Source organism: Ensifer sp., from assembly GCF_035999135.1.
Taxonomy (GTDB): Bacteria; Pseudomonadota; Alphaproteobacteria; order Rhizobiales; family Rhizobiaceae; genus Ensifer.
In genome coordinates, this window is sequence record NZ_DASYGZ010000100.1 from 34,470 (window position 1) to 56,373 (window position 21,904).

Genomic DNA, 21,904 nt, shown 5'->3' on the forward strand with positions numbered 1-21,904 from the left:
AAATATATAGATATTTTCCAATTTTACACAGTCATAACCGGGTTTCCAGCAAGTGGATTGACAGATTTTATGTCTTCTGCCAACTTTTGGTCAGCCAAACCGTTTTCGAATTTGCGGAGGAGCAATCGAGCGGTTGAGGGATGAGGAGGAGCCGAACCATGAAAACCACGCTGAGTGTCTTAAGCTTTTGCGCCGCGATCGTTGCCGCCGATGCGGCAACCGCCGCCGAGATATCGCTGGCAGCCAACACGACGGGCAAGAACGTCAATTTCATCCGCGAGCAGCTCGACATCTTCGAGAAGCAGACGGGACATAAGGTCAGCCTGGTCACCATGCCGCCGTCGAGCAGCGAACAGTTCAGCCAGTACCGGCTGTGGCTCGCCGCTGGAAACAAGGATGTCGACGTCTACCAGACCGATGTCGTCTGGGCGCCGCAGCTGGCCGACCAGTTCGTCGATCTGAGCGAAGCGGCGAAGGACGTCGTCGGTCAGCACTTCCCCTCGATCATCGCCTCACAGACGGTCAATGGCCGCCTCGTGGCGCTGCCGGCCTTTACCGATGCACCGGCGCTCTATTACCGCAAGGACCTCCTCGAAAAATATGGCAAGACACCGCCGAAGACCTGGGACGAACTTGCCGCTGTCGCCAAGGAGATCCAGGAGAAGGAGCGGGCAGCCGGAAAGCCCGATCTCTGGGGCTATGTCTTCCAGGGCAACGCTTATGAAGGGCTGACCTGCAACGCGCTCGAGTGGATCAAGTCTTCCGGCGGCGGCCAGATCGTCGAGCCCGACGGCACGATCTCGATCAACAACGAGAAGGCGGCCGCGGCCATCGATCGCATCAAGGGCTGGATCGGTACGATCTCGCCACAGGGCGTGCTTGCCTATCAGGAAGAGGAATCGCGCGGCGTCTGGCAGACAGGCAATGCCGTGTTCATGCGCAACTGGCCCTATGCCTATGCGCTCGGCAATGGCGACGACAGTGCGGTCAAGGGCCAGTTTGCGGTCGCGCCGCTGCCGACTGCGACCGATGGCGACCTGCCATCTTCCACGCTCGGCGGCTGGAACCTTGCCGTATCCAAATACTCCGACGACCAGGACGCTGCGATCGCGCTTGCGAAGTTCCTTTCCTCGGCCGAGGTACAGAAGCGCCGGGCGATCGAGCTCTCGAACCTGCCGACGGTTGCCGCCCTTTACGACGATCCGGAGGTCGCCAAGGCCCAGCCGTTCATGCCAGCCTGGAAGCCGATCTTTGAAAGCGCCGTGCCGCGCCCGTCGGCCGTCACCAAGGTCAAGTACAACGAGGTCTCGGCCAAGTTCTGGGGTGCGGTCCACAATTCGCTTTCCGGCAACGGCACGGCGGCGGAAAACCTCGAGCTGCTGGAAATCGAACTCACCGAGATGAAGGGCGACAGCTGGTGATCCTCCCGGGGGGCGAGGGGAGTGCCTGTCAGGCCTCCCTTCGCTCCACCTGATCAACCCGCATTCCTCTCCGATCAGCCACCGGCAGCGCGCCGAATGGAAGGGTGAGCACAGACATGACCGATCTTTCTCTCGCAGATCCGCCTTCCGCGCTCGGGCAGCAGACCCGGATCCGCTCCGACCTCAACGCCGAGCGGGTCCGCTCCGCCTGGATGTTTCTCGCGCCGACCCTTTTGGTGCTGGCGCTCGTCGCCGGCTGGCCGCTTGTTCGTACCGTCTATTTCAGCTTCACCAACGCGTCGCTGACCAATCTCGAGGGTGCCGAGTTCGTCGGCTTCAAGAACTATTTTACCTGGATCACGCTGAAGAGCGGACGCACGGTCTATAACGGTCTGCTCGCCGATCCCGCCTGGTGGAACGCGGTCTGGAACACGCTGACGTTTTCAGCCCTTTCCGTCACCATCGAGACGGTGCTCGGGCTGATCGTCGCACTGGTACTCAACGCCCATTTTCCGGGGCGCGGGCTGGTGCGTGCGGCGATCCTCATCCCCTGGGCGATCCCGACCATCGTCTCGGCCAAGATGTGGGCCTGGATGCTCAACGACCAGTTCGGCATCCTGAACGACCTGTTGCTCGGCCTTGGCCTCATCAGCCACAAGATCGCCTGGACGGCCAATCCGGAGACGGCGATGGTCGCGGTTTTGATCGTCGACGTCTGGAAGACGACGCCCTTCATGGCATTGCTCATACTTGCGGGCCTGCAGATGGTGCCGACGGATATCTACGAGGCGGCCAAGATCGATGGCGTCCATCCGCTAAAAGTCTTCTGGCGCTTGACGTTGCCCTTGATCCGACCGGCGCTGATGGTCGCCGTGATCTTCCGCATGCTCGATGCGCTGCGTATCTTCGACCTGATCTACGTGCTGACGCCCAACAATTCCCAGACCAAGACCATGTCGGTGCTGGCGCGCGAGAACCTCTTCGACTTCGACAAGTTCGCCTATGGCGCCACCGCCTCGACGATGCTGTTCCTGATCATCGCGGCGATCACCGTCGCCTACATGTGGTTCGGCCGCGTCAATCTCGAGGGGGGAGAGCGCTGATGGTTACCACCCTTGCCAGGCGTACGGCGTTTTATGCCCTCGTCGCCGCTATCGTCGTCATGGCCGTGTTCCCGTTCTACTATGCGGTGCTGACGAGTTTCAAATCCGGTACCGCGCTGTTCCGGGTCGATTACTGGCCGACCGAAATCTCGTTCGACAACTATGCCGGCATCGTTACGAGCAGCGGCTTCCTGCGCAATCTTGCCAATTCGCTGATGGTCGCGACCATTGTCGTCGCCGTGTCGTTGCTGCTCGCGGTCACGGCTGCCTATGCACTGGCGCGGGTCAGGTTTCGCGGGCGCGGGCTGCTGCTCTTGACGATCCTGTCGGTGTCGATGTTCCCGCAGATCGCCGTGCTTGCGGGCCTGTTCGAGCTGATCCGCGCGGTCGGGATCTTCAACACGCCCTTGGCGCTGATCTTTTCCTACATGATCTTCACGCTACCGTTCACGGTGTGGGTGCTGACCACCTTCATGCGCGACCTGCCGGTTGAAATCGAGGAAGCGGCGATCGTCGATGGCGCGACGCCGTGGGTCATCATCACCCGCGTATTCATGCCGCTGATGTGGCCGGCGCTGGTGACGACCGGGCTGCTCGCCTTCATCGCCGCCTGGAACGAGTTCCTGTTCGCGCTGACCTTCACCTCATCAGACAGTCAGCGCACGGTGCCGGTCGCGATCGCGCTTCTGTCGGGCAACAGCGAGTACGAAATCCCGTGGGGCAACATCATGGCCGCATCGATCATCGTCACTGTGCCGCTGGTGATCCTGGTGCTCATCTTTCAGCGGCGGATCATCTCCGGGCTCACGGCCGGCGGCGTTAAAGGATAGAGCGGGATGAGGAAAAGTGTGCACGGTTTTCCGCCCGCATCCCGCTCCAATCTCGTGGAATCGAGGAGAGAAACATGACTGAGCTTCAATTGCGCAACGTGCGTAAATCGTTCGGCGCCTTCGAGGTGATCAAGGGTGTCAGCATGGACATCCGGGCCGGCGAGTTCATGGTCTTTGTCGGACCGTCGGGCTGCGGCAAGTCCACGCTGCTGCGGCTGATCGCCGGGCTCGAAGAGATCACGACGGGCACGCTTTCCTTCGACGGGCAGGTGGTCAACCAACTGACGCCGTCGAAGCGCGGCATCGCGATGGTGTTCCAGTCCTATGCGCTTTACCCGCACATGACGGTGTTCGAGAACATGTCCTTCGGCATGCAGCTTGCCGGCAAGGACAAGGAGCAGTGCAGGAAAAGGGTCGAGGCGGCGGCCGAGATGCTGCAATTGACCCCCTATCTCCAGCGCCTGCCGCGCCAGCTTTCCGGTGGCCAGCGGCAGCGCGTGGCGATCGGCAGGGCGATCGTGCGCGATCCCAAGGTCTTTCTCTTCGACGAGCCGCTTTCCAACCTCGACGCAGCGCTTCGCGTCGCGACCCGCATCGAGATCGCCAAGCTGCATCGCAGCATGCACAAGACGACGATGATCTATGTCACTCACGACCAGGTCGAGGCGATGACACTGGCCGATCGCATTTGCGTGCTACGGGATGGCGTGGTCGAACAGATCGGCACGCCGCTCGAACTCTACGAGAGCCCAAATTCGGTGTTTGTTGCCGGTTTTATCGGCTCGCCGAAGATGAATTTTCTGACCGGCGCACTTGCCTCATCTTATGATGCCCACACGATCGGCATTCGCGCCGAGCATCTGGAGATCCGGGCGGTAGACGGCAGGTGGTCGGGAACGGTGGTGCATTCCGAGATGCTCGGGTCCGACAGCTACATCTATCTCGATATCGGCGCCGGCGAACCGGTCATTGTCCGGGAAGGCGGCACGTCGCGTCACCGGCCGGGCGAGACGGTTCAGATCTCGCCGGTCGGCGACAACATCCACCGCTTCGGTGCTTCGGGACAGGCGCTTGGCCGCGCCCCCATGAGAGGAGCGGCCTGACCGGCCATCCCCTTAACGAGCGGTTTAACTTCGGGGTCGCCAGTTCGTGGCGGCCCCATCCATCGTAAGAGCACATGCCCGAAAGGGCGGAACACCCAAGGAGTATGACCGTGCCTATCAGAACAGTTGTTTGGGGCGAGAACATCCACGAGCAGACCAACGAGATCGTCCGCAGCATCTACCCGAATGGGATGCACAACACGATCGCGGCGGCGCTGAACACCGAAGGCGGCATCGAGGCGACGACGGCGACACTGCAGGAGCCGGAGCATGGCTTGAGCGTCGAGCGTCTCGCCAATACCGACGTGCTTTTGTGGTGGGGCCACAAGGACCATGGCGCCGTCAGTGACGAGATCGTCGAGCGGGTTGCCAAGCGTGTCTGGGAGGGCATGGGCCTGATCGTGCTGCATTCCGGCCATTTCTCCAAGATCTTCAAGCGCCTGATGGGCACCCCTTGCGCGCTGAAGTGGCGCGAGGCCGGCGAGCGTGAGCGCGTCTGGGCGATAAACCCGCGCCACCCGATCGCCGAAGGCATCGACGAGAATTTCGTGCTCGAAAACGAAGAGATGTACGGCGAGCAGTTCTCGGTGCCGGAGCCGCTCGAAACCGTGTTCATCTCGTGGTTTGCCGGTGGCGAAGTGTTCCGTTCGGGTCTCACCTGGCGCCGCGGCGCGGGCAACATCTTCTACTTCCGTCCGGGCCATGAAACCTACCCGACCTATCATGACGCAAACGTCCAGAAGGTGCTGCGCAACTCGGTGAAGTGGGCTTACAACGCCGACAACCGCTATACGGCGATCCACGATGCGCCGAACGTGCCAGTCGAAAAGGCGCTGGAGCCGATCGTCGAGCGTGGCCCGCGGCTGCACCAGGCCGGCGAAGCAGGATACAGGTGAGCATCATGCGTCTTCTTGTTGTTGGAACCGGCGGCATGGCGAACAGCCATGCTCAGGCCTTTGCCAAGATCGACGGCGTCGACATGGTCGGCGCCGTCGATGTGGATCCCAAGCGTGCAGAGGCCTTCGCCGAAAAGCACGGCATCGCCAACGCCTTCACCTCGCTCGACGAGGCGATCGCCTGGGGCAAGTTCGATGCGGCGACGAACGTGACGCCTGACAAGGCGCACCACCCGACGACGCTCGCTCTCATCGCCGCCGGCAAGCACGTGCTTTGCGAGAAGCCGCTTGCCGAGAACTACGCCAAGGCGGCGGAGATGGCTGATGCCGCCGAGCGTTCCGGCCTGGTGACGATGGTGAACCTCACCTACCGCAACGTCGCGCCTTTGCAGAAGGCACGGGCGATGGTGCTTGCCGGCGATGTCGGCAAGCTGCGTCATCTCGAGGCGTCCTACCTGCAGAGCTGGCTCGTCTCGAAGGCCTGGGGCGACTGGGCGACGGAATCGCAATGGCTCTGGCGCCTCTCGACCAAACACGGCTCAAACGGCGTGCTCGGCGATGTCGGCATCCATATCCTCGACTTTGCCGGCTACGGCGCCGGGACCGATGCGTCGCGCGTTTTCGCGCGGCTGAAAACCTTCGACAAGGCGCCCGGCAACCGCATCGGCGAATACGACCTCGACGCCAATGACAGCTTCGTCATGACGGCGGAGTTCGGCAACGGCGCGATGGGCGTCGTCCACGCCAGCCGCTGGGCGACCGGGCATCTGAACGAATTGCGTCTGCGGCTCCATGGCGACAAGGGCGCGCTCGAAGTTGTGCACACGCCCGATGGCTCGACGCTGCGCGCCTGCCTCGGCGCCGATGTCGAAAAGGCGACCTGGCGCGACGTCGATGCAGGCACCGTTCCGACAAACTACCAGCGTTTCGTCGCCGCCGTGCGCAAGGGCAAGACCGAGGAGCCCGGGTTCCGTCACGCGGCGAACCTGCAGAAGGTGCTCGACCTCGCGATGGTGACGGAAGCCGAGCGGCGCGAGCTGCCCGTGTAGGGCGTCCTGCCTTCGCGTCGGATCACTTCAGGGCAACAGGGACGCTCTAGATGCTAGAGCGTCCCTGTTGCGTTTCAACGAACTCACGCCGCCCTAGCGGTAATGACGGTCGGGGATGTTGCTTTTGGCAGCTCCCCCGCTTTCCGGCGGAACCCAGGGGGTGACCGAGCCGACGGTGTTTTCCATCGATTGACCCAGACGCTGCAACTGCCCATCGTAATTCCTGCGGGTGTTGGGATCGAAGATCATGATCGGCGTTGAAACCGCAAGGCTCGCAGCATTGCCCACCGTCTGCGTGGCGCCGAGCGTGACGGCGCCGATGCGTTCGCCGAGCCCGACATCGGAATCGGTCACCGTCTGTCCGGCGATCAGCCGGTTGCCGAGCAGGCGCACGACCTCGGGGCTTTCTGCGAATTTGCCATGGTTCAGCTTGTCGCCGCCCTTCAGCGCCGTCAGGTCGATGACGCTGATGCCGGCCTGTTCCAGCTGCGTGCGATAGGGTTCGGCGGTCGGATCGATCTGGCCAAGCCGGTCGACATTGCCGGAAATGCGCCTCGACAAGGTCAGCGCCCGGTCGTCGCGCGATACGAACAGCGTGAATTTCGGCCGCTTCGTACCCATGGCGCGGATCTGCTGGCCGAAGACGTCGACGTCGAGATCGGGCGACGCGAGGATGACGTCGGTGATCTTCGGCGCAATGCGGCCGTCGCGGATCGCCATCTGGCGCAGCGCCTCGACCGTGACCCACGAGCCCATGGAATGGGCCATGACCGTGATCTCGCCGACCTCAGGATTGCTTGACGCGCGCCGAAGCAGCTCCTCCAGCGCATCGCGCGAATAGTTGGTGCTTTCCTTGTCGTAATTGTAGTCGAAGATGCTGGCGCGCGAGGGCCAGGTGAAGATGACTGGTGCGACGTCGGTGCCGCTGTCGTGCACGATCTGGGCAAAACGATAGACGGCGTCCTCGTAGCGGTTGTTGAAGCCATGAACGAAGATCAGCACGCGCCGGGTCTTCGGCAGATGACCTTTCACCCAATTCTGGACGTCGTTGCCCTCATGGAGCGGCGTGACGCTGACGGTGGAAAAATCGCGCTCCGGATTGGCCGGGAGCTTCGTTGGCCATTGCACCTGGCCGACCTTGCGGTTTTTCTCCGGGGGAATCGAGACGGCGATTTCCGTCAGCGAAAGCTCGGCCGAGCGTTCGCCGCTGAAAAGCACGCCAGGCTCTGGGGAGGGAGCACGGGTGGTGGCCACCAGCAGGTCGACCTTGGAGGCTCCACCTGTCGTGCCCGAGGGCACGAGAACGCCAACGGGGCGGCCGGCACAGGCCGCAAGGGTAGCCGCCAGGAGCAGCGTCGCGGCGACGCGGACCCAGCGCCCCTTCGAGCCCGCGATAGAAAACGAACGCACCACCGACCTCCCTATGCCGCATCATGCAGCGCGATGTCCGACCACGGACCTCGTCATCTCCTTGCATCAGAAACGTCGGATTTTCATCCCTCGGCATGCGTTCGAAGCGTGGTGCCGCCCCGTTTGCCGGCGGCTATGCGGCAATCATGCAACATTTCGCTACAGGCAGGCCTGGGTAAAACCCCCGGATATTCATTGAAAAGGCTTTGGGCTTTCACTAGCATCGCGACGACTTCTCTCAGGTGTCGTCCAAGATGACGCATCCGATCTCCCTGAAATGAAAAAGGAAATTCAGGAATGCAGGCGGTTTTCGATGGCCACAACGACGTGCTTCTGCGCCTGTGGCAGAACGCCCGAAAGGGCGGCGATCCGGTGCGCGAATTCGTCGACGGCATCGACCAGGGCCACATCGATGCGCCGCGCGCCAAGGCGGGCGGTCTCGTCGGCGGCCTCTCGGCGATCTACGTTCCCTCAGGCGATCTGATCCTGCAGCCGCCGGACGAAAACGGCTATTACCAGACGCCGCTTTCAGCGCCGCTCGAGCACCTGCCGTCGCTCGCGATCGCAATCGAACTTGCGGACATCGCCGTGCGGCTGGATCAGGCCGGCGCCTGGAAACTCTGCCGCTCGACCGCCGAGATCCGCAAGGCGGTCGAGAAGGGCGTCTTTGCTTCCGTGCTGCACATGGAAGGCTGCGAAGCGATCGGCGCCGATTTGTCGTCGCTCGAGACCTTTTATGCCGCCGGCCTCAGGTCACTCGGACCCGTCTGGAGCCGGCACAACGTCTTCGGTCACGGCGTGCCTTTCTCCTACCCGATGTCGCCGGACACGGCGCCGGGGCTGACCGATGCCGGTTTCGAGCTCGTGAAGGCCTGCAATCGCCTCGGCATCCTGATCGATCTCGCGCACATCACCGAGAAAGGCTTCTGGGACGTGGCAAAGACCACCGACCAGCCGCTGGTCGCCAGCCATTCGAACGCGCATGCGCTGACGCCGGTCGCGCGCAACCTGACCGACAAGCAGCTCGACGCCGTCAGGGAAAGCAAGGGTCTCGTCGGCCTCAACTACGCGACGACGATGCTGCGTGCCGATGGCCAGGAAAGCGCGGCAACGCCGCTTTCCGACATGGTTCGCCACGTCGACTACCTGGTCGAGCGCATGGGCATCGATTGCGTCGGGCTCGGTTCGGATTTCGACGGTGCGACGATCCCCGAGGAGATCGGCGACGCTGGCGGCAATCAGGCGCTCGTTGCAGCGCTTCGGAGCGCCGGATATGGTGACGCCGAACTGGCGAAGATATGCCGGGAGAACTGGTGGAGAGTTCTGGGACAGGCTTGGCACGAAGCCGCCTGAATCATGAAGAAGAGCCCGTAAGGGGCATAACGAGGGAACTGCAAAAATGATGCACAAGCTCAACGGACGTCTTCGTCTTCTGACCGCTTCGGCGGCGCTTGCCATGGTGATGGCAGCGACAGCGCCGGCTTTTGCCGAGACGCCGAAGGACACGCTGGTCGAAGCTTTCGCGATCGATGACGTCATCACCATGGATCCGGGCGAAGCTTTCGAACTGACCGCTGCCGAAATCACCGGCAACACCTACAGCCTGCTGGTGCGCCTCGACATCAACGACACCTCCAAGGTCGTCGGCGATCTCGCCGACAGCTGGACCGTGTCCGACGATGGCCTGACCTATACCTTCAAGCTGAAGTCCGGTCTGAAGTTTGCGTCCGGCAATCCGGTGACCGCTGAAGACGTTGCCTGGTCGTTCGAGCGCGCCGTGAAGCTCGACAAGAGCCCGGCCTTCATCCTTACCCAGTTCGGCCTCACGGGCGACAACGTGACGGAGAAGGCCAAGGCTGCGGACGAGCAGACCTTCGTCTTCACCGTCGACCAGCCCTATGCGCCGAGCTTCGTCCTGAACTGCCTGACGGCAACCGTTGCCGCCGTGCTCGACAAGAAGCTCGTGCTCGAAAACGTCAAGCCGGTCACGCCGACCGACGACTACAAGTACGACAACGACTTCGGCAACGAATGGCTGAAGACCGGCTATGCCGGTTCCGGTCCGTTCAAGCTGCGCGAATGGCGCGCCAACGAAGTCATCGTGCTTGAGCGCAACGACAACTATTATGGCGAACAGGCCAAGCTTGCTCGCGTCATCTATCGCCACATGAAGGAAAGCTCGGGCCAGCGCCTGGCGCTTGAAGCCGGCGATATCGACGTTGCCCGCAACCTCGAGCCGGGCGATCTCGATGCCGTCTCGAAGAACGCGGATCTTGGCGCCACCAGCGCGCCCAAGGGCACGGTCTATTACATCAGCCTCAACCAGAAGAACGCGAACCTCGCAAAGCCGGAAGTGCGCGAAGCCTTCAAGTACCTGGTCGACTACGATGCGCTCGGCTCGACGATCATCAAGGGCATCGGCGAGATCCACCAGAGCTTCCTGCCGAAGGGCGTGCTCGGCGCACTCGACGAGAACCCCTACAAGCTCGACGTCGCCAAGGCGAAGGAACTCTTGGCCAAGGCCGGCCTTGCCGACGGTTTCACCGTCACCATGGACGTGCGCAACGGCCAGCCGGTTACCGGCATTGCCGAATCCTTCCAGCAGACGCTCGGCCAGGCCGGCGTGAAGCTCGAAATCATCCCGGGCGACGGCAAGCAGACGCTGACGAAGTACCGTGCGCGTAACCACGACATGTATATCGGCCAGTGGGGCATGGATTACTTCGATCCGAACTCCAACGCCGAGACCTTCACCAGCAACCCTGACAATTCCGACGAAGGCAAGAACAAGACGCTTGCCTGGCGCAATGCCTGGGACGTTCCGGAGCTGACGAAGAAGACCAAGGAAGCCCTGCTCGAGCGCGACAGCGCCAAGCGTGCCGAAACCTACAAGGAACTGCAGAAGACGGTGCTTGGCGAAAGCCCGTTCGTCATCATCTTCCAGCAGACCGAAGTCGCCGGCTACCGCGGCAACGTCAAGGGCCTGAAGCTCGGTCCGAGCTTCGACACCAACTTCGTCGCCGGCATCACCAAAGAATAAGCCGTCTCGAAGGAATAAACCGAAAGGAACGTTCCCTTGAGCATGAGCGGAACAGGGACCGTGGACGGGCGCAAACGCGCCCGTCCCGGCAAGATCGTGGCGGCAGTGCTGCGTTTTCTCGTGGTCGTGCTGACGACCTATCTCGGCCTTCTGGCCGTCACCTTCTTTATCGGCCGGGTGATCCCGATCGATCCGGTTCTCGCCGTCCTCGGCGACCGGGCGCCGTCGCATGTCGTCGAAAGGACGCGCGAGGCGATGGGGCTGAACCTGCCCCTCTACCAGCAGTTTTTCATCTATGTCCGCCAGGCGCTCACGGGTGATTTCGGCGTATCGGTGCTAACGACCAATCCGGTCATGACCGACATCCGCCGCGTCTTCCCGGCGACGATGGAGCTTGCAACGCTCGGAACCCTGATCGGCGCCATCTTCGGCGTGCCGCTCGGCGTGCTCGCCGCCGTCAAGCGTGGCAGTCTTGCCGACCAGATCGTGCGCGTCATCGGGCTTGTGGGCTATTCCGTGCCGATCTTCTGGCTGGCGCTGCTGTCGCTGCTCGTCTTTTACGCGCGGCTGAAGTGGGTCGCCTATCCCGGCCGCATCGACATCGTCTTCGAATATACGTTCACGCCGATCACCGGCTTCTATCTGTTCGACGCGCTCTGGCAGCGGCAATGGGACGTGCTGTGGGACGTGTTCCGCCACATCATCCTGCCGGCCTCGCTGCTCGGCTATTTCTCGCTTGCCTATATCAGCCGCATGACCCGCAGCTTCATGCTCAACGAGCTGCAGCAGGAATACATCGTCGCAGCCCGCGCCAAGGGTCTGTCGGAGACGCGGATCATCTGGGGGCATGCGCTCCGAAACGCCGCCGTGCCGCTCGTAACGGTGATTGCGCTTTCCTATGCCGGCCTGCTCGAAGGCTCGGTGCTGACGGAGACGGTTTTTGCCTGGCCAGGCCTTGGCCTCTACATCACCAATTCGCTGCAGAATGCCGACATGAACGCCGTTCTCGGTGGCACCATCGTCATCGGTTCGGTCTTCATCGGTATCAACCTTCTGTCCGACCTTCTCTACCGGACGCTCGACCCGAGGACGCGCCAGCGATGAGTACCGTTACCCAGACACGTCCGATGACGCGGCGCGAATGGCTTCTGTCCGATCGTCCGCAGTCGCGAACCCAGGCTCGCCTTGGCCGCGCCTACATGACCTGGCAGCGCTTTGCCGCCAACAAGCTCGCCGTTCTCGGTCTGTTGATCCTGTTGGCGCTGGTCTTCGTCGCAGCCTTTGCCGATGTCCTGGCGCCGCATTCGCCCTATATCGGCGATCTCGCCAATGCGCGGCTGATGCCGCCAGGAAGCCCCGGATACCTGCTCGGCACCGACGATCTCGGCCGCGACATTCTCTCGCGGCTGATCCATGGTTCGCGACTGACGCTCGCCGTCGTCCTTTTGGTCGCCATCATTGCCGCACCGGTCGGTCTGATCGTCGGGGCTGTCGCCGGTTATGCCGGCGGCTGGGTCGATGCCGTGCTGATGCGGATCACCGACATCTTCCTTGCCTTCCCGAAGCTGGTTTTGGCGCTTGCCTTCGTCGCTGCCCTCGGCCCGGGCATCGAGAACGCCGTTATCGCCATCGCGATCACCTCCTGGCCGCCCTATGCGCGCATCGCCCGCGCAGAAACGCTGACGGTGCGCAATTCCGACTACATTGCCGCTGTGCAGCTCATGGGCGCGTCGCCGACCCGCATCGTCTTCCGCCACGTCATGCCGATGTGCATGTCGTCGCTGATCGTGCGCGTCACGCTCGACATGGCCGGCATTATCCTGACCGCCGCGGGCTTGGGCTTCCTCGGCCTTGGCGCGCAGCCGCCGCTGCCGGAATGGGGCGCGATGATCGCATCGGGTCGCCGCTTCATCCTCGACCAGTGGTGGGTGGCGACCATGCCCGGTATCGCGATCCTGATCGTGAGCCTCGGCTTCAACCTGCTTGGCGACGGCCTGCGCGATGCGCTGGATCCGCGGGAGAGCGGCCAATGAGTGCGCTTCTGACGGTTGAAGACCTCAAGGTCTCGTTCCCGACCCGCACCGGCCTCGTCGAGGCCGTGCGCGGTGTCTCCTTCACGCTCGGCCGCGAACGCCTCGGCATCGTCGGCGAGAGCGGTTCCGGCAAGTCGCAGACCGGCCGGGCGATCATGGGGCTGACGCCTTCGCACGCCGAGGTCACGGCAAAGCAACTGTCCTTCGACGGCATCGACCTGCTTTCCGCCACGCCAAAGGTGCGCCGAGACCTCCGGGGCAAGCGCATCGCGATGATCCTGCAGGATCCGAAGTATTCGCTGAACCCAGTCATGAGCATCGGCAAGCAGATCGTCGAGACGCTCAGGCAGCATGAGAGCGTCAGCCGCAGCGAAGCCCGGGAGAGGGCGCTCGACATGCTCGCGGCTGTCCAAATCCGTGACCCGAAGCGCGTCTACGATCTCTATCCGCACGAGGTATCGGGCGGCATGGGCCAACGAGCGATGATCGCGATGATGCTGGTTGCCGGCCCGGAGCTCTTGATTGCCGACGAGCCGACCTCGGCGCTCGACGTCACGGTGCAGCTCGAGGTGCTTGGCATTCTCGACAAGCTGGTTGCCGAGCGCGGCATGGGCCTGATCTTCGTGTCGCACGATCTTCGCCTGGTGTCGTCCTTCTGCGATCGGGTCATCGTCATGTACGCAGGCCGGATCGTCGAGGAACTGGCGGCTTCGGAACTTGCCAATGCCAAGCATCCCTATACGCAGGGGCTTCTGAACTGCATGCCGGCGATCGGCTCCGATCGCCATCCCCTGCCGGTCCTCGACCGCAAGCCGGAGTGGGCCCAATGACATCAGCCGTTTCCGTTTCAAACGTCGTCGTTACCTATGACGAGTTCAAGGCGCTGGACGACGTCAGCGTCGAGATTGCGCCGGGCGAATCCTTCGGCCTCGTCGGCGAATCCGGGTCGGGCAAGTCGACCCTGCTGCGCGCGGTCGCCGGTCTTGCGCCGGTGACATCAGGTGCCATCCGCGTGCACGATCGGGTGCTCAAGGGCGCCAAGCGCGACAAGGCCTTCTACCGCGCGGTGCAGATGGTCTTTCAGGACCCCTACGGTTCGCTGCACCCGCGCCAGACGATCGACCGGCAGCTGCTGGAACCGCTCGCGATCCATGGCGTGGCGGATGGCGAACGCCGTATCCTGAGGGCGCTCGACGAGGTCGGTCTTGGCTCCGGGTTCCGCTTCCGCTACCCGCACCAGCTTTCAGGCGGCCAGCGGCAGCGCATCGCCATTGCCCGGGCGCTCATTCTCGAACCCTCGATCCTGCTGCTTGACGAGCCGACGTCGGCCCTCGATGCCTCGGTCCAGGCCGAGGTCTTGAACCTGCTTGAGCAGGTGCGGCGCGACCGCAAGCTGACCTTCCTCATGGTCAGCCACGATCTCGGCGTCGTTACCCATATGTGCGACCGGCTGGCGGTGATGCAGGGCGGGCGCGTCGTCGAACGGCTGTCTTCGGCAGATCTCGTCGCAGGGCGGATCGGTGAGGATTATACCCGCAGCCTGATGGTGGCGAGCAAGGGCTTCCAGCGCAAGGAGGCAGCGCCAGCCGCCTGACGGAAGCATGAGCGGGGCGCTCCCGCTCATTCGTCACCTGCCAGTCGCGCCTTGCCGCGTGTCTCCCGGTCAGGCGCTTGCGCGCCAGACCGAGGTGGAATTGGTGATGACCTTCTCGATGCGGCGCTGCTCGCGCCACTCCCGCCCCATATCCTTGATCACGGGACTTGCCTCGGGTGAGAAGATGTAGTTTCGGCGGTTGGCGACATAGGCTTCCATTGCCGGGTTGACGCCCGAGTAGAACTGCTTCTCCGGATCGCGTGAAAGGTCCATCAGCCCGGCGCAATGCCGCGCAAAGTCTCCCCTGAGGAGGGACGGTGAGGTGGTGAACTTCGGGAAGGTGCGAAACAGCGGGATCTTGATCCCGAACAGATGGGTGTATTCGTTGCGCCGGTGGAAGTGGCCCTTGCGACGGATGTTCCAGTTCTGGTCCGCCGTGTGGAACGACACCTGCGCGATCCTGTCGTCGGAAAATGGCGCAAGCAGCTCGCGGCCCATGTTCTTCAGCGACGTCCAGTCATCCTCGAGATGGAATATGTAGTCGGCGCTCGATGCGGACCACAGTCTTGCGACTGCTGCGCAGAAGCCGGGGCTTTCCGGCTGGAAAATCGTGCCATCGGGGAAATGTTTGCGGAAGATTTCCACGCAGGCGCGATGGTCGTCCTCCGTCCCGAACACGGGGTCGAGATTGAGATAGGCGCCGCGCAGGTCGAGTTTATGGAAAATCTTCTCCGCGAAGCTCTCGAGCGTCTGGGCAAACAGATCCGGGCGCCGCGTCGCGACAATGCATAGGTCAATAGTGGACATAGCACCTCCTTAAGGTGTGCTTTTTTCAACCGTCAAGACCCACGCGTGCTTCAATCTCCCTTCAATCGTGCCGAATTTACGGCAAAGTGGCCGAAGATGACAAAAATGGTCGATTTTTGATGCCCAACCGAGAAAACCGGGCTGGGCGTCCACAGTTTATGACATTGAAAATCAGAAGACTTTGAGCTCGGGAATGGCGACGACGAAGCGGCCGCCCCAGTCGCGGATCGCGGAATTATCGGCGACGATCTCGGCCTTGAGGTTCCACGGCAGGATGACCAGATAGTCCGGCCTTGCATCTTCGATGAGGGTCGGCGCGTGCACCGGAATATGGGTGCCGGGAAGAAGCTTGCCTTGCTTGAGGTCGTTCCGGTCGACTGCAAAGGCGATCTCGCTCGGCGACAGGCCACAGACGTTGAGGAAGGTGTTGCCCTTTGCGGCGGCGCCATAGGCTGCGACCGTCTTTCCTTCGGCCTTTGCGTTGGCCAGGAAGTCCTGGAAGCTTTTGCAGACCGCGGCGATGCGGTCGTCGAAGGCCTGGTAGGTCTCCATCCGCATCAGCCCCGCGAGCGCTTCGGTTGCTCGGATCCTGTCGAGTTCAAGCGTGGTCGCGCGGGTGCCGGATCTGAGCTGGGCGAAGACGCGCAGCGAACCGCCATGCGTGGGCAGTTCCTCGACGTCGAAGACCTTGAGCCCGGAGCTTTCGAAGATGCGTTCGACGGCGGCCAGCGACAGATAGGAATAGTGCTCGTGGTAGATCGTGTCGAACTGCACTTCTTCCATCAGGCGCAGGAGATGCGGGAACTCGAACGTCGCCACGCCATCGGGCTTCAGGAGAATGGCAAAACCTTCCACGAAATCGGCGATGTCGGGCACGTGGGCAAGCACGTTGTTGGCGGCCGTCAGATCGGCGCGGATGCCGCGCTCGACGAGGTCCGTGGCGGTCTTGCGGCCGAAGAAGGCAACTTCCGTCGGGACCTTGCGCTCTTCGGCAAGGCGCGCCGCATTGGCGGCGGGCTCGACACCCAGCACCGGAATGCCTTTCTCGACGAAGTACTGCAGCAGGTAACCGTCATTCGAGGCGACCTCCACGACTTGCGCGTTTTCATCGAGCCCAAAGCGTTCCGACATCGTCTCGGCGTAGCGGCGGGCGTGCGCAAGCCAGCTCGACGAGAAAGAGGACAGGTAGGCGTATCCGTCGGTGAAGATCTCGTCGGCCGGCACGGTCTCTGTCGTCTGCACCAGCAGGCACTCCGAGCAGACCATCGCCTTCAATGGAAACGAACGTTCGCGGGCGATGGCTTCCTGCGTCGGCTCAAGGAACGAGTTTGACCACGGGGTCGAGCCCAGGTCGGCAACGACGGTCGAAAGCGGGGTCGAGCAGAAACGGCAATTGTGGGACATCGAAGTCGTTAGCCTCTCATGAATGCATCGATTTGGCTGAGTGTCAGGTCACGGGCGTCGCCACCCCGGCGCCAGCCGTCGTACCAGCGGGCGGTCCAGTCGATCGCCTCGTGCTGCGAGAGGCGTGCGGCCCAGGAGAGGGTGCGTCCCGCGAGCGCCGGGTCGAGGCCCAGCGTCTTCATCTCGCGCGGTTGATCCTCGGACGAGGTGTCGCGCCATTCGGCGGGCAGTCCCATCGCCGTCTGGATCGCGGCGGCCACGTCGCGCACCGGGATCTGGGGCTCACTCGGGGAGGGGCCGAAGTTCAAGGCGCCGACATCGGTTTCGCCGGCGTGAAGCGCTTCGGCAAAAACGAGATAGCCGTTGAGGCAGTCAAGCACGTGCTGCCACGGCCGGGTCGCCATCGGGCTGCGGATATCGAGGGTCGAGCCCGATTGCGCGGCACGGACGATATCGGGCACCAGTCGGTCGACCGAGAAATCGCCGCCGCCGAGCACGTTGCCGCCGCGAGCGGTCGCCAGCCGGACGCCGCGTTCGCGCAGGAAGGAATCCCGCCAGGTCGACACCACCAGTTCGCAAGCGGCCTTCGAGCCGGAATAGGGGTCGTGGCCGCCGAGCACCGCGTCCTCAGGAAAATGCCGACCGCTTTCGTCATTGCGATAGACCTTGTCGGTGGTCACGACGACGACGGTCTTCAGCGCCGCGCACGCACGGGCAGCGTCCAGCAGGCGCACGGTTCCCATGACGTTGACGTCGAAGGTGTCGGCCGGCCTGCGATAGCTTTCGCGCACCAGCGGCTGGGCCGCCATGTGGAGAAAGATCTCCGGCTCACAGTCACGGATCGCCGCGGCCAGAGCGTCCCCGTCCCTGATGTCGCCAAGGTGGTCGCCGGCGTTGTGCCCGGGTCCGAGCAGGCCATGGAGGGACGGCTCGGCCGCGGGCGGCAGCGCATATCCCGTCACGCTCGCGCCCATCTGGCGCAGCCAGAGCTGTGCCCAGCTGCCCTTGAAACCGGTGTGGCCGGTCAAGAAAACCCGCTTGCCGGCCCAGAAGGACGGGGTCGCACGTCGGGTCATGCCCAGACTTTCCAGGGGGCGGTACCACTTTGCCAGAGGTCTTCAAGCTGGTTCTTGTCGCGCAGCGTGTCCATCGGCCGCCAGAAACCGCCATGCTCGAAGGCCATCAACTGGCCTTCCGCCGCCAATCCCTCCAAGGGCTCCGCCTCGAACGGTGTGTGGTCACCCTCGATCCGATCGAGCACCGATCGGTTGAGAACGAAGAAGCCGCCGTTGATGTGGCCGTTGTCGCCGGCCGGCTTCTCGATGAAGCTGCGCACCCGCCCGTCGCTGACGGCAAGCGCACCGTAGCGGCCCGGCGGGATGACGCTGGTAACGGTCGCCTGGCGGCCATGGTGGCGGTGGAAGTCGGTCAGCGCCTTGATATCGATGTCGGCGACGCCGTCGCCGTAGGTCAGGCAGAACGTATCGCCGAGATGGTCGGCGACACGCTTCAGGCGCCCACCGGTCATGCTGTCGGTTCCGGTGTCGACCAGCGTCACGCGCCACGGCTCGGCCTTGTTCGAGTGAAACAGGGTTTCGCCCGTCGCCATGCAATAGGTGACGTCGGAAGAGTGCAGCACGTAGTTGGCAAAGTATTCCTTGATCATGTAGCCCCGGTAGCCGAGGCAGATCACGAAATCCGAAAAGCCATAGTGGCTGTAGATCTTCATGATGTGCCACAGGATCGGCCGCCCGCCGATTTCGATCATCGGCTTTGGCCGGAGATGGCTCTCCTCCGAGATGCGCGTGCCGTAACCACCCGCGAGAATGACGATTTTCATGCGACCGCCCCGTATTTGCGCCGACCCATACCCGGCGCATTTCAAAGTCCTAATATCCTGGTGACCTTGCGCGGAGGTGGTCTCCGTGCTGGGGCCTTCAGGCGGCGAGGCAGCCACGCAGGACGTCGACAACGCGGCCGATCTCCTCGGCCGTCATGTCGTGATAGCTCGGCAGATTGATCGCCCGGCCGGGAAGGTCGTAGGCCGTGGTGTTGGCCGGCACGCCTTCAAATGGCGGCAGCGAACTCAACGGCCAGAAGAACACGCGCGCGTCAATGTTTTCGGCAGCAAATGCGTCCTGGAGTTTTTCCCGGGTTACGCCGGTTTCCGGCGCGAAGACGACGGTGGGCATCCAGAAGCCGTTCTGCGTTCCTTCCGGCTCCGGGTTCATCGCAACCGCGTTCACGCCGGCAAGGAGGTCCCGGTAGGCGTAGAAGATGGCGCGCTTGCGTTCGACCAGTTCGCCGACCCGCTCGATCTGGGCGAGACCAACGGCCGCCTGCAGGTTCGACATCTTGTACTTGAAGCCGATTTCGTCCGGCCAGAACTGCTTTTTCTGCCCGCGGGCGCGGCCGTGATTGGAGAGCGTCAGCACCTTTTCGTGGAGCTTGGCGTCACTGGTCACGAACATGCCGCCTTCGCCTGTCGTCACCGTCTTGGTGCCATGGAAGGAGAAGGCGCCGAAAGCGCCGAGCGAGCCTGCCTTGCGTCCACGCCATTCCGATCCGAGCGCTTCGGCCGCATCCTCGACAACCGGAATGCCGTGTCGCGCGCCGATGTCCAGCAGCCGGTCCATGTCGCAAAGGTTGCCGTAGATATGGACGGCGATGATCGCCTTGGTTCGTGGCGTGATTGCCGCTTCGGCCCTTTCCGGATCGATGCACCAGCTGTCTGAAAGCACGTCGACGAAGACAGGCTTTGCCCCGAGATGAACGATCGGGGCGGCAGACGCCGTCCAGTTGGTGTCGGCAAGGATCACTTCGTCGCCGGGGCCGACGCCGAGTGCGGCAAGGCCCATATGCAGTGCGCCAGTGCAGCTCGACGTCGAGATCGCGTGCGCGGCGCCGAGATGGGTCGCAAACGCGGCTTCGAACCGATTGATGTAGTCGTAGCAGCGCTCGCCCCAGCCGTTGGCCGCCGCGTCCGTTGCATAGGCCACCTCGCGGTCGGTGATCGAGGGCTTGGTGTAGAGAATGCGCGGTTTCATGCGGTAGCCAATCGATTGAGGCGAGGATGGTGCTTCGTCAAAGCCAGACGTGGTCGAGCCCAGTTCGCTGCAGCCAGGGCTGGGCGGCGATCGCGTCGCGGGCCTTCAGCGGATTGAGGCCGATGAACAGCGCTTCGGCTCCCTCGGGCAGGTCCTCCGGGGGGAGGACCGGAATGCCGAAATGGGTGGTGCCGCGCAGGTTTTCGTTGCGATCGAGGAAGGCCACGACATCGACGTCCTGACCGATCCGGCAGTAGATCCAGCTTCCGTAGAATCCGGCGCCATAGATCGCGACTTTGCGCCGGGCGTAGCGTTCAACTCCGCCCTCAAGCGCTTCGGATGCGCGCTCCCAGAAGGCGCAGATCTCGCGTGCCTCGGTCGCGGCTTCGTCGGCCGATTTTGAGGTGCGGGCGGTTTCAACGGCCGTATCGGCGCGCCTTGCCACAACGAAGAAGGCGCCGGGGAACGAGGTCTTGTCGATCGTCGTCAATTCGAACCCGGCGCTTGCAAGGGCATGCGCAAGCGAGGCTTCGCTGAAGTGATTGAGGTGATCGGCGACCGCCATGTCACCCGGATTTCCAGCGACGTCCGGCATCGAAAACAGGACGCTGCCGCCAGCGCGAAGCAGTGCGTGCACGTCGCGCAGAAAGCCGACCGGATCGGCCACGTGCTCGATGACGAAATGGCTCATCACCGCATCGAACGTTCCCTTCCAGGCCTCCGGCACCGCGTAGGTCGCTTGCGCCGCTTCCGGCACCCAGCCCTGCCAGGCGGGGGCATAGTCCGAACTCACCTCGAAGACGGAAGGGCGCAGGTCGCCCCGGGCAAGAACCATCTTGCGCAAGGTGTCCGCCTTGGCCGCGCCGAAGTCGAGGATCGAGGCACCTTCCGGCAGATCCAGCAGTCGCAGCGACAGGGCGGCCTGATGGTCGGTCCGGTAGATGATCGTGCCGTCAGCTGCGACCGCGAAGATCTGGTCGTGGTTGTCGCTGCTCAGCGATATCCGGTACTCCGTGTCATAGAAGGCCTGAATATCCGGAATTTCGTCGCTTTGCGAATGTCCGCAGTCGCCGCACACGAACACGCGGGTCGGCACGTCGAGCAGTGTCGTGCCCGAGGTCAGGGCCGGCGCCGGCGCTTCGTAGGACGGGGCGCCGATGTGGCTGCCACAAACTCGGCATGCGGTCATGCAAGTTCTCCCTCAGGAGCGACCAGTTCCGGCAGCACTTCGGCGAAGTTGACGCCGGCGGCGAACGAACCCTTCCAGCCGATGCGGATACCGACCGGATCGGCGTAGTTGAAGTAGCGGAACTGGATGCTCCAGCGCGGCGTCTGCGACACGTTGTGGCCGGACTGGTGCAGCGTCAGGAAGTCCATCAGGATCAGGTCGCCGGGATTGCTGAGCGGGGCGACATGCTTGTAGCGCGCCAGGCGTTCCTCGCCCTTGTGCAGATACAGCGAATAGGCGCCGGTCTTGCCAAGGTCCGCTCCGTCCTCATAGACCGGAACGAAGCCCTCGGCGTGGGAGCCCTCGGCAATCTGGACAGGACCCATGTCGGCCAAGACAGGCAGCAGCGGCGTCCAGAAGACGACGCCATCGGCGCTGCGCAGCTGCGCCGGAAACTCCTGGTGCCATTGCGAACGGAACTTTTCTTCACCCGGATTGTCGATGCGGATGCCGTAGCCGCCGGCGGCGATGCCGGGCGCACTGCCCGGGCGAAGCGCCTTGAAGACCTCGTCGTTGGCGGCGGCACTGACAAGCCGCATGAAGGCCGGGATCTGCTTGACCGCATCATAGACCTCGCCACCCCAGGAGCGGTTGACGGCGATCAGCTTGCGATAGGCAATGGTCATGGCTTCATGCGCGGTTCCGGTCGGCGCTTCGACGCCGTACTTCTTGCAGAGCAATTCGAGGATCTGGCGGATGCCTTCCTGGATTGGTGCGATCTGTGCCTGAACGTCGTAGAAGCCGGGGACCACATGGTAGCCCTTGGTTTCGAATTCCTGGCGCGCGCTCTCGGAAATGATGGTGCCGTTGTTCATGATACGCCTGTTTCCTCCTTCAGGAATTCCTGCCGTGAGACGGTCGTCGGTAACAAAATGCCGGCGCGCATCAGGCTCGGTGCGCGCGGTCAGGTCCAGGATGAAAATCTAATGGGCGAAGCTT

The 21,904-nt window shown here is 63.0% G+C and carries 20 protein-coding genes; 12 read left to right on the forward strand and 8 right to left on the reverse strand.

What is annotated here, in order from left to right; all coding sequences use genetic code 11:
• The first annotated feature begins 158 nt into the window (after nt 1-158).
• From VGO12_RS11665 to VGO12_RS11690, 6 genes are all read left to right on the forward strand, one after another.
• Nucleotides 159-1,421 (forward strand): ABC transporter substrate-binding protein, encoded by a 1,263-nt coding sequence (locus tag VGO12_RS11665; protein WP_327512912.1) that lies wholly within the window; start codon nt 159-161, stop codon nt 1,419-1,421.
• Nucleotides 1,422-1,537: 116 nt separating this feature from the next.
• Nucleotides 1,538-2,524: a sugar ABC transporter permease gene (locus VGO12_RS11670; protein WP_327512913.1), complete on the forward strand. Its 987-nt coding sequence runs from the start codon at nt 1,538-1,540 to the stop codon at nt 2,522-2,524.
• Nucleotides 2,524-3,354, forward strand: a complete 831-nt coding sequence (locus tag VGO12_RS11675) for a carbohydrate ABC transporter permease (protein ID WP_327512914.1) — start codon at nt 2,524-2,526, stop codon at nt 3,352-3,354. Before VGO12_RS11670 ends, VGO12_RS11675 begins: the two co-directional genes overlap by 1 nt.
• A 74-nt stretch (nt 3,355-3,428) precedes the next feature.
• On the forward strand, nt 3,429-4,457 hold the full coding sequence (locus tag VGO12_RS11680; protein WP_327512915.1) for an ABC transporter ATP-binding protein: 1,029 nt from the start codon (nt 3,429-3,431) through the stop codon (nt 4,455-4,457).
• Between the two features lie 104 nt (nt 4,458-4,561).
• A complete protein-coding gene (locus tag VGO12_RS11685) occupies nt 4,562-5,353 on the forward strand; it encodes a ThuA domain-containing protein (protein ID WP_414650707.1) in 792 nt (263 codons plus the stop codon).
• 5 nt (nt 5,354-5,358) lie between these two features.
• A complete protein-coding gene (locus VGO12_RS11690; RefSeq protein ID WP_327512916.1) occupies nt 5,359-6,402 on the forward strand; it encodes a Gfo/Idh/MocA family oxidoreductase in 1,044 nt (347 codons plus the stop codon).
• A gap of 93 nt (nt 6,403-6,495) precedes the next feature.
• Here VGO12_RS11690 and VGO12_RS11695 read toward each other — a convergent pair whose 3' ends face one another.
• Entirely contained in the window at nt 6,496-7,797 is a 1,302-nt protein-coding gene (locus tag VGO12_RS11695; protein WP_327512981.1) for an alpha/beta hydrolase, read from the reverse strand.
• 312 nt (nt 7,798-8,109) lie between these two features.
• Between VGO12_RS11695 and VGO12_RS11700 the strand changes: the two genes are divergently transcribed.
• Genes VGO12_RS11700 through VGO12_RS11725 form a run of 6 tightly spaced genes read left to right on the forward strand, consistent with a single transcriptional unit; the run spans nt 8,110 to nt 14,479 of the window.
• Entirely contained in the window at nt 8,110-9,165 is a 1,056-nt protein-coding gene (locus VGO12_RS11700) for a dipeptidase (protein WP_327512917.1), read from the forward strand.
• Nucleotides 9,166-9,211: 46 nt separating this feature from the next.
• On the forward strand, nt 9,212-10,852 hold the full coding sequence (locus VGO12_RS11705; RefSeq protein ID WP_327512918.1) for an ABC transporter substrate-binding protein: 1,641 nt from the start codon (nt 9,212-9,214) through the stop codon (nt 10,850-10,852).
• Nucleotides 10,853-10,894: 42 nt separating this feature from the next.
• A complete protein-coding gene (locus VGO12_RS11710) occupies nt 10,895-11,956 on the forward strand; it encodes an ABC transporter permease (protein ID WP_327512919.1) in 1,062 nt (353 codons plus the stop codon).
• Nucleotides 11,953-12,885: a nickel transporter permease gene (gene nikC / locus VGO12_RS11715; RefSeq protein WP_327512920.1), complete on the forward strand. Its 933-nt coding sequence runs from the start codon at nt 11,953-11,955 to the stop codon at nt 12,883-12,885. The genes VGO12_RS11710 and nikC overlap by 4 nt, the downstream gene beginning before the upstream one ends.
• A complete protein-coding gene (locus VGO12_RS11720; protein ID WP_327512921.1) occupies nt 12,882-13,715 on the forward strand; it encodes an ABC transporter ATP-binding protein in 834 nt (277 codons plus the stop codon). The genes nikC and VGO12_RS11720 overlap by 4 nt, the downstream gene beginning before the upstream one ends.
• The gene (locus VGO12_RS11725) at nt 13,712-14,479 is read left to right on the forward strand and encodes an ABC transporter ATP-binding protein (RefSeq protein WP_327512922.1); all 768 of its coding nucleotides are present in this window, start codon (nt 13,712-13,714) and stop codon (nt 14,477-14,479) included. Before VGO12_RS11720 ends, VGO12_RS11725 begins: the two co-directional genes overlap by 4 nt.
• Before the next feature lie 69 nt (nt 14,480-14,548).
• On the opposite strand, the gene VGO12_RS11730 is transcribed toward VGO12_RS11725, so the two are convergent.
• The 7 genes from VGO12_RS11730 to VGO12_RS11760 all read right to left on the reverse strand — a co-directional run bounded on the left by VGO12_RS11730 (nt 14,549) and on the right by VGO12_RS11760 (nt 21,780).
• Nucleotides 14,549-15,286: a hypothetical protein gene (locus tag VGO12_RS11730; protein WP_327512923.1), complete on the reverse strand. Its 738-nt coding sequence runs from the start codon at nt 15,284-15,286 to the stop codon at nt 14,549-14,551.
• Nucleotides 15,287-15,457: 171 nt separating this feature from the next.
• On the reverse strand, nt 15,458-16,690 hold the full coding sequence (locus VGO12_RS11735; protein ID WP_327512924.1) for a class I SAM-dependent methyltransferase: 1,233 nt from the start codon (nt 16,688-16,690) through the stop codon (nt 15,458-15,460).
• An 8-nt stretch (nt 16,691-16,698) separates the two neighbouring features.
• Nucleotides 16,699-17,766 (reverse strand): CDP-glucose 4,6-dehydratase, encoded by a 1,068-nt coding sequence (gene rfbG, locus VGO12_RS11740; RefSeq protein WP_327512925.1) that lies wholly within the window; start codon nt 17,764-17,766, stop codon nt 16,699-16,701.
• Entirely contained in the window at nt 17,763-18,530 is a 768-nt protein-coding gene (rfbF, locus tag VGO12_RS11745) for a glucose-1-phosphate cytidylyltransferase (RefSeq protein WP_327512926.1), read from the reverse strand. Before rfbF ends, rfbG begins: the two co-directional genes overlap by 4 nt.
• Nucleotides 18,531-18,627: 97 nt before the next feature.
• A complete protein-coding gene (locus VGO12_RS11750; RefSeq protein WP_327512927.1) occupies nt 18,628-19,737 on the reverse strand; it encodes a DegT/DnrJ/EryC1/StrS family aminotransferase in 1,110 nt (369 codons plus the stop codon).
• 37 nt (nt 19,738-19,774) lie between these two features.
• On the reverse strand, nt 19,775-20,926 hold the full coding sequence (locus VGO12_RS11755; RefSeq protein WP_327512928.1) for a class I SAM-dependent methyltransferase: 1,152 nt from the start codon (nt 20,924-20,926) through the stop codon (nt 19,775-19,777).
• Entirely contained in the window at nt 20,923-21,780 is an 858-nt protein-coding gene (locus VGO12_RS11760; RefSeq protein ID WP_327512929.1) for a phytanoyl-CoA dioxygenase family protein, read from the reverse strand. The genes VGO12_RS11755 and VGO12_RS11760 overlap by 4 nt, the downstream gene beginning before the upstream one ends.
• Nucleotides 21,781-21,904: the final 124 nt, after the last annotated feature.

Coding starts and splice junctions, on each gene's coding strand:
- VGO12_RS11700 (WP_327512917.1), top strand. CDS start 8,110: ATGCAGGCGGTTTTCGATGGCCACAACGACGTGCTTCTGCGCCTGTGG.
- rfbF (WP_327512926.1), bottom strand. CDS start 18,530: ATGAAAATCGTCATTCTCGCGGGTGGTTACGGCACGCGCATCTCGGAG.
- VGO12_RS11710 (WP_327512919.1), top strand. CDS start 10,895: ATGAGCGGAACAGGGACCGTGGACGGGCGCAAACGCGCCCGTCCCGGC.
- VGO12_RS11755 (WP_327512928.1), bottom strand. CDS start 20,926: ATGACCGCATGCCGAGTTTGTGGCAGCCACATCGGCGCCCCGTCCTAC.
- VGO12_RS11735 (WP_327512924.1), bottom strand. CDS start 16,690: ATGTCCCACAATTGCCGTTTCTGCTCGACCCCGCTTTCGACCGTCGTT.
- rfbG (WP_327512925.1), bottom strand. CDS start 17,766: ATGACCCGACGTGCGACCCCGTCCTTCTGGGCCGGCAAGCGGGTTTTC.
- VGO12_RS11680 (WP_327512915.1), top strand. CDS start 3,429: ATGACTGAGCTTCAATTGCGCAACGTGCGTAAATCGTTCGGCGCCTTC.
- VGO12_RS11750 (WP_327512927.1), bottom strand. CDS start 19,737: ATGAAACCGCGCATTCTCTACACCAAGCCCTCGATCACCGACCGCGAG.
- VGO12_RS11730 (WP_327512923.1), bottom strand. CDS start 15,286: ATGTCCACTATTGACCTATGCATTGTCGCGACGCGGCGCCCGGATCTG.
- nikC (WP_327512920.1), top strand. CDS start 11,953: ATGAGTACCGTTACCCAGACACGTCCGATGACGCGGCGCGAATGGCTT.
- VGO12_RS11670 (WP_327512913.1), top strand. CDS start 1,538: ATGACCGATCTTTCTCTCGCAGATCCGCCTTCCGCGCTCGGGCAGCAG.
- VGO12_RS11690 (WP_327512916.1), top strand. CDS start 5,359: ATGCGTCTTCTTGTTGTTGGAACCGGCGGCATGGCGAACAGCCATGCT.
- VGO12_RS11685 (WP_414650707.1), top strand. CDS start 4,562: ATGACCGTGCCTATCAGAACAGTTGTTTGGGGCGAGAACATCCACGAG.
- VGO12_RS11705 (WP_327512918.1), top strand. CDS start 9,212: ATGATGCACAAGCTCAACGGACGTCTTCGTCTTCTGACCGCTTCGGCG.
- VGO12_RS11665 (WP_327512912.1), top strand. CDS start 159: ATGAAAACCACGCTGAGTGTCTTAAGCTTTTGCGCCGCGATCGTTGCC.
- VGO12_RS11725 (WP_327512922.1), top strand. CDS start 13,712: ATGACATCAGCCGTTTCCGTTTCAAACGTCGTCGTTACCTATGACGAG.
- VGO12_RS11675 (WP_327512914.1), top strand. CDS start 2,524: ATGGTTACCACCCTTGCCAGGCGTACGGCGTTTTATGCCCTCGTCGCC.
- VGO12_RS11720 (WP_327512921.1), top strand. CDS start 12,882: ATGAGTGCGCTTCTGACGGTTGAAGACCTCAAGGTCTCGTTCCCGACC.
- VGO12_RS11760 (WP_327512929.1), bottom strand. CDS start 21,780: ATGAACAACGGCACCATCATTTCCGAGAGCGCGCGCCAGGAATTCGAA.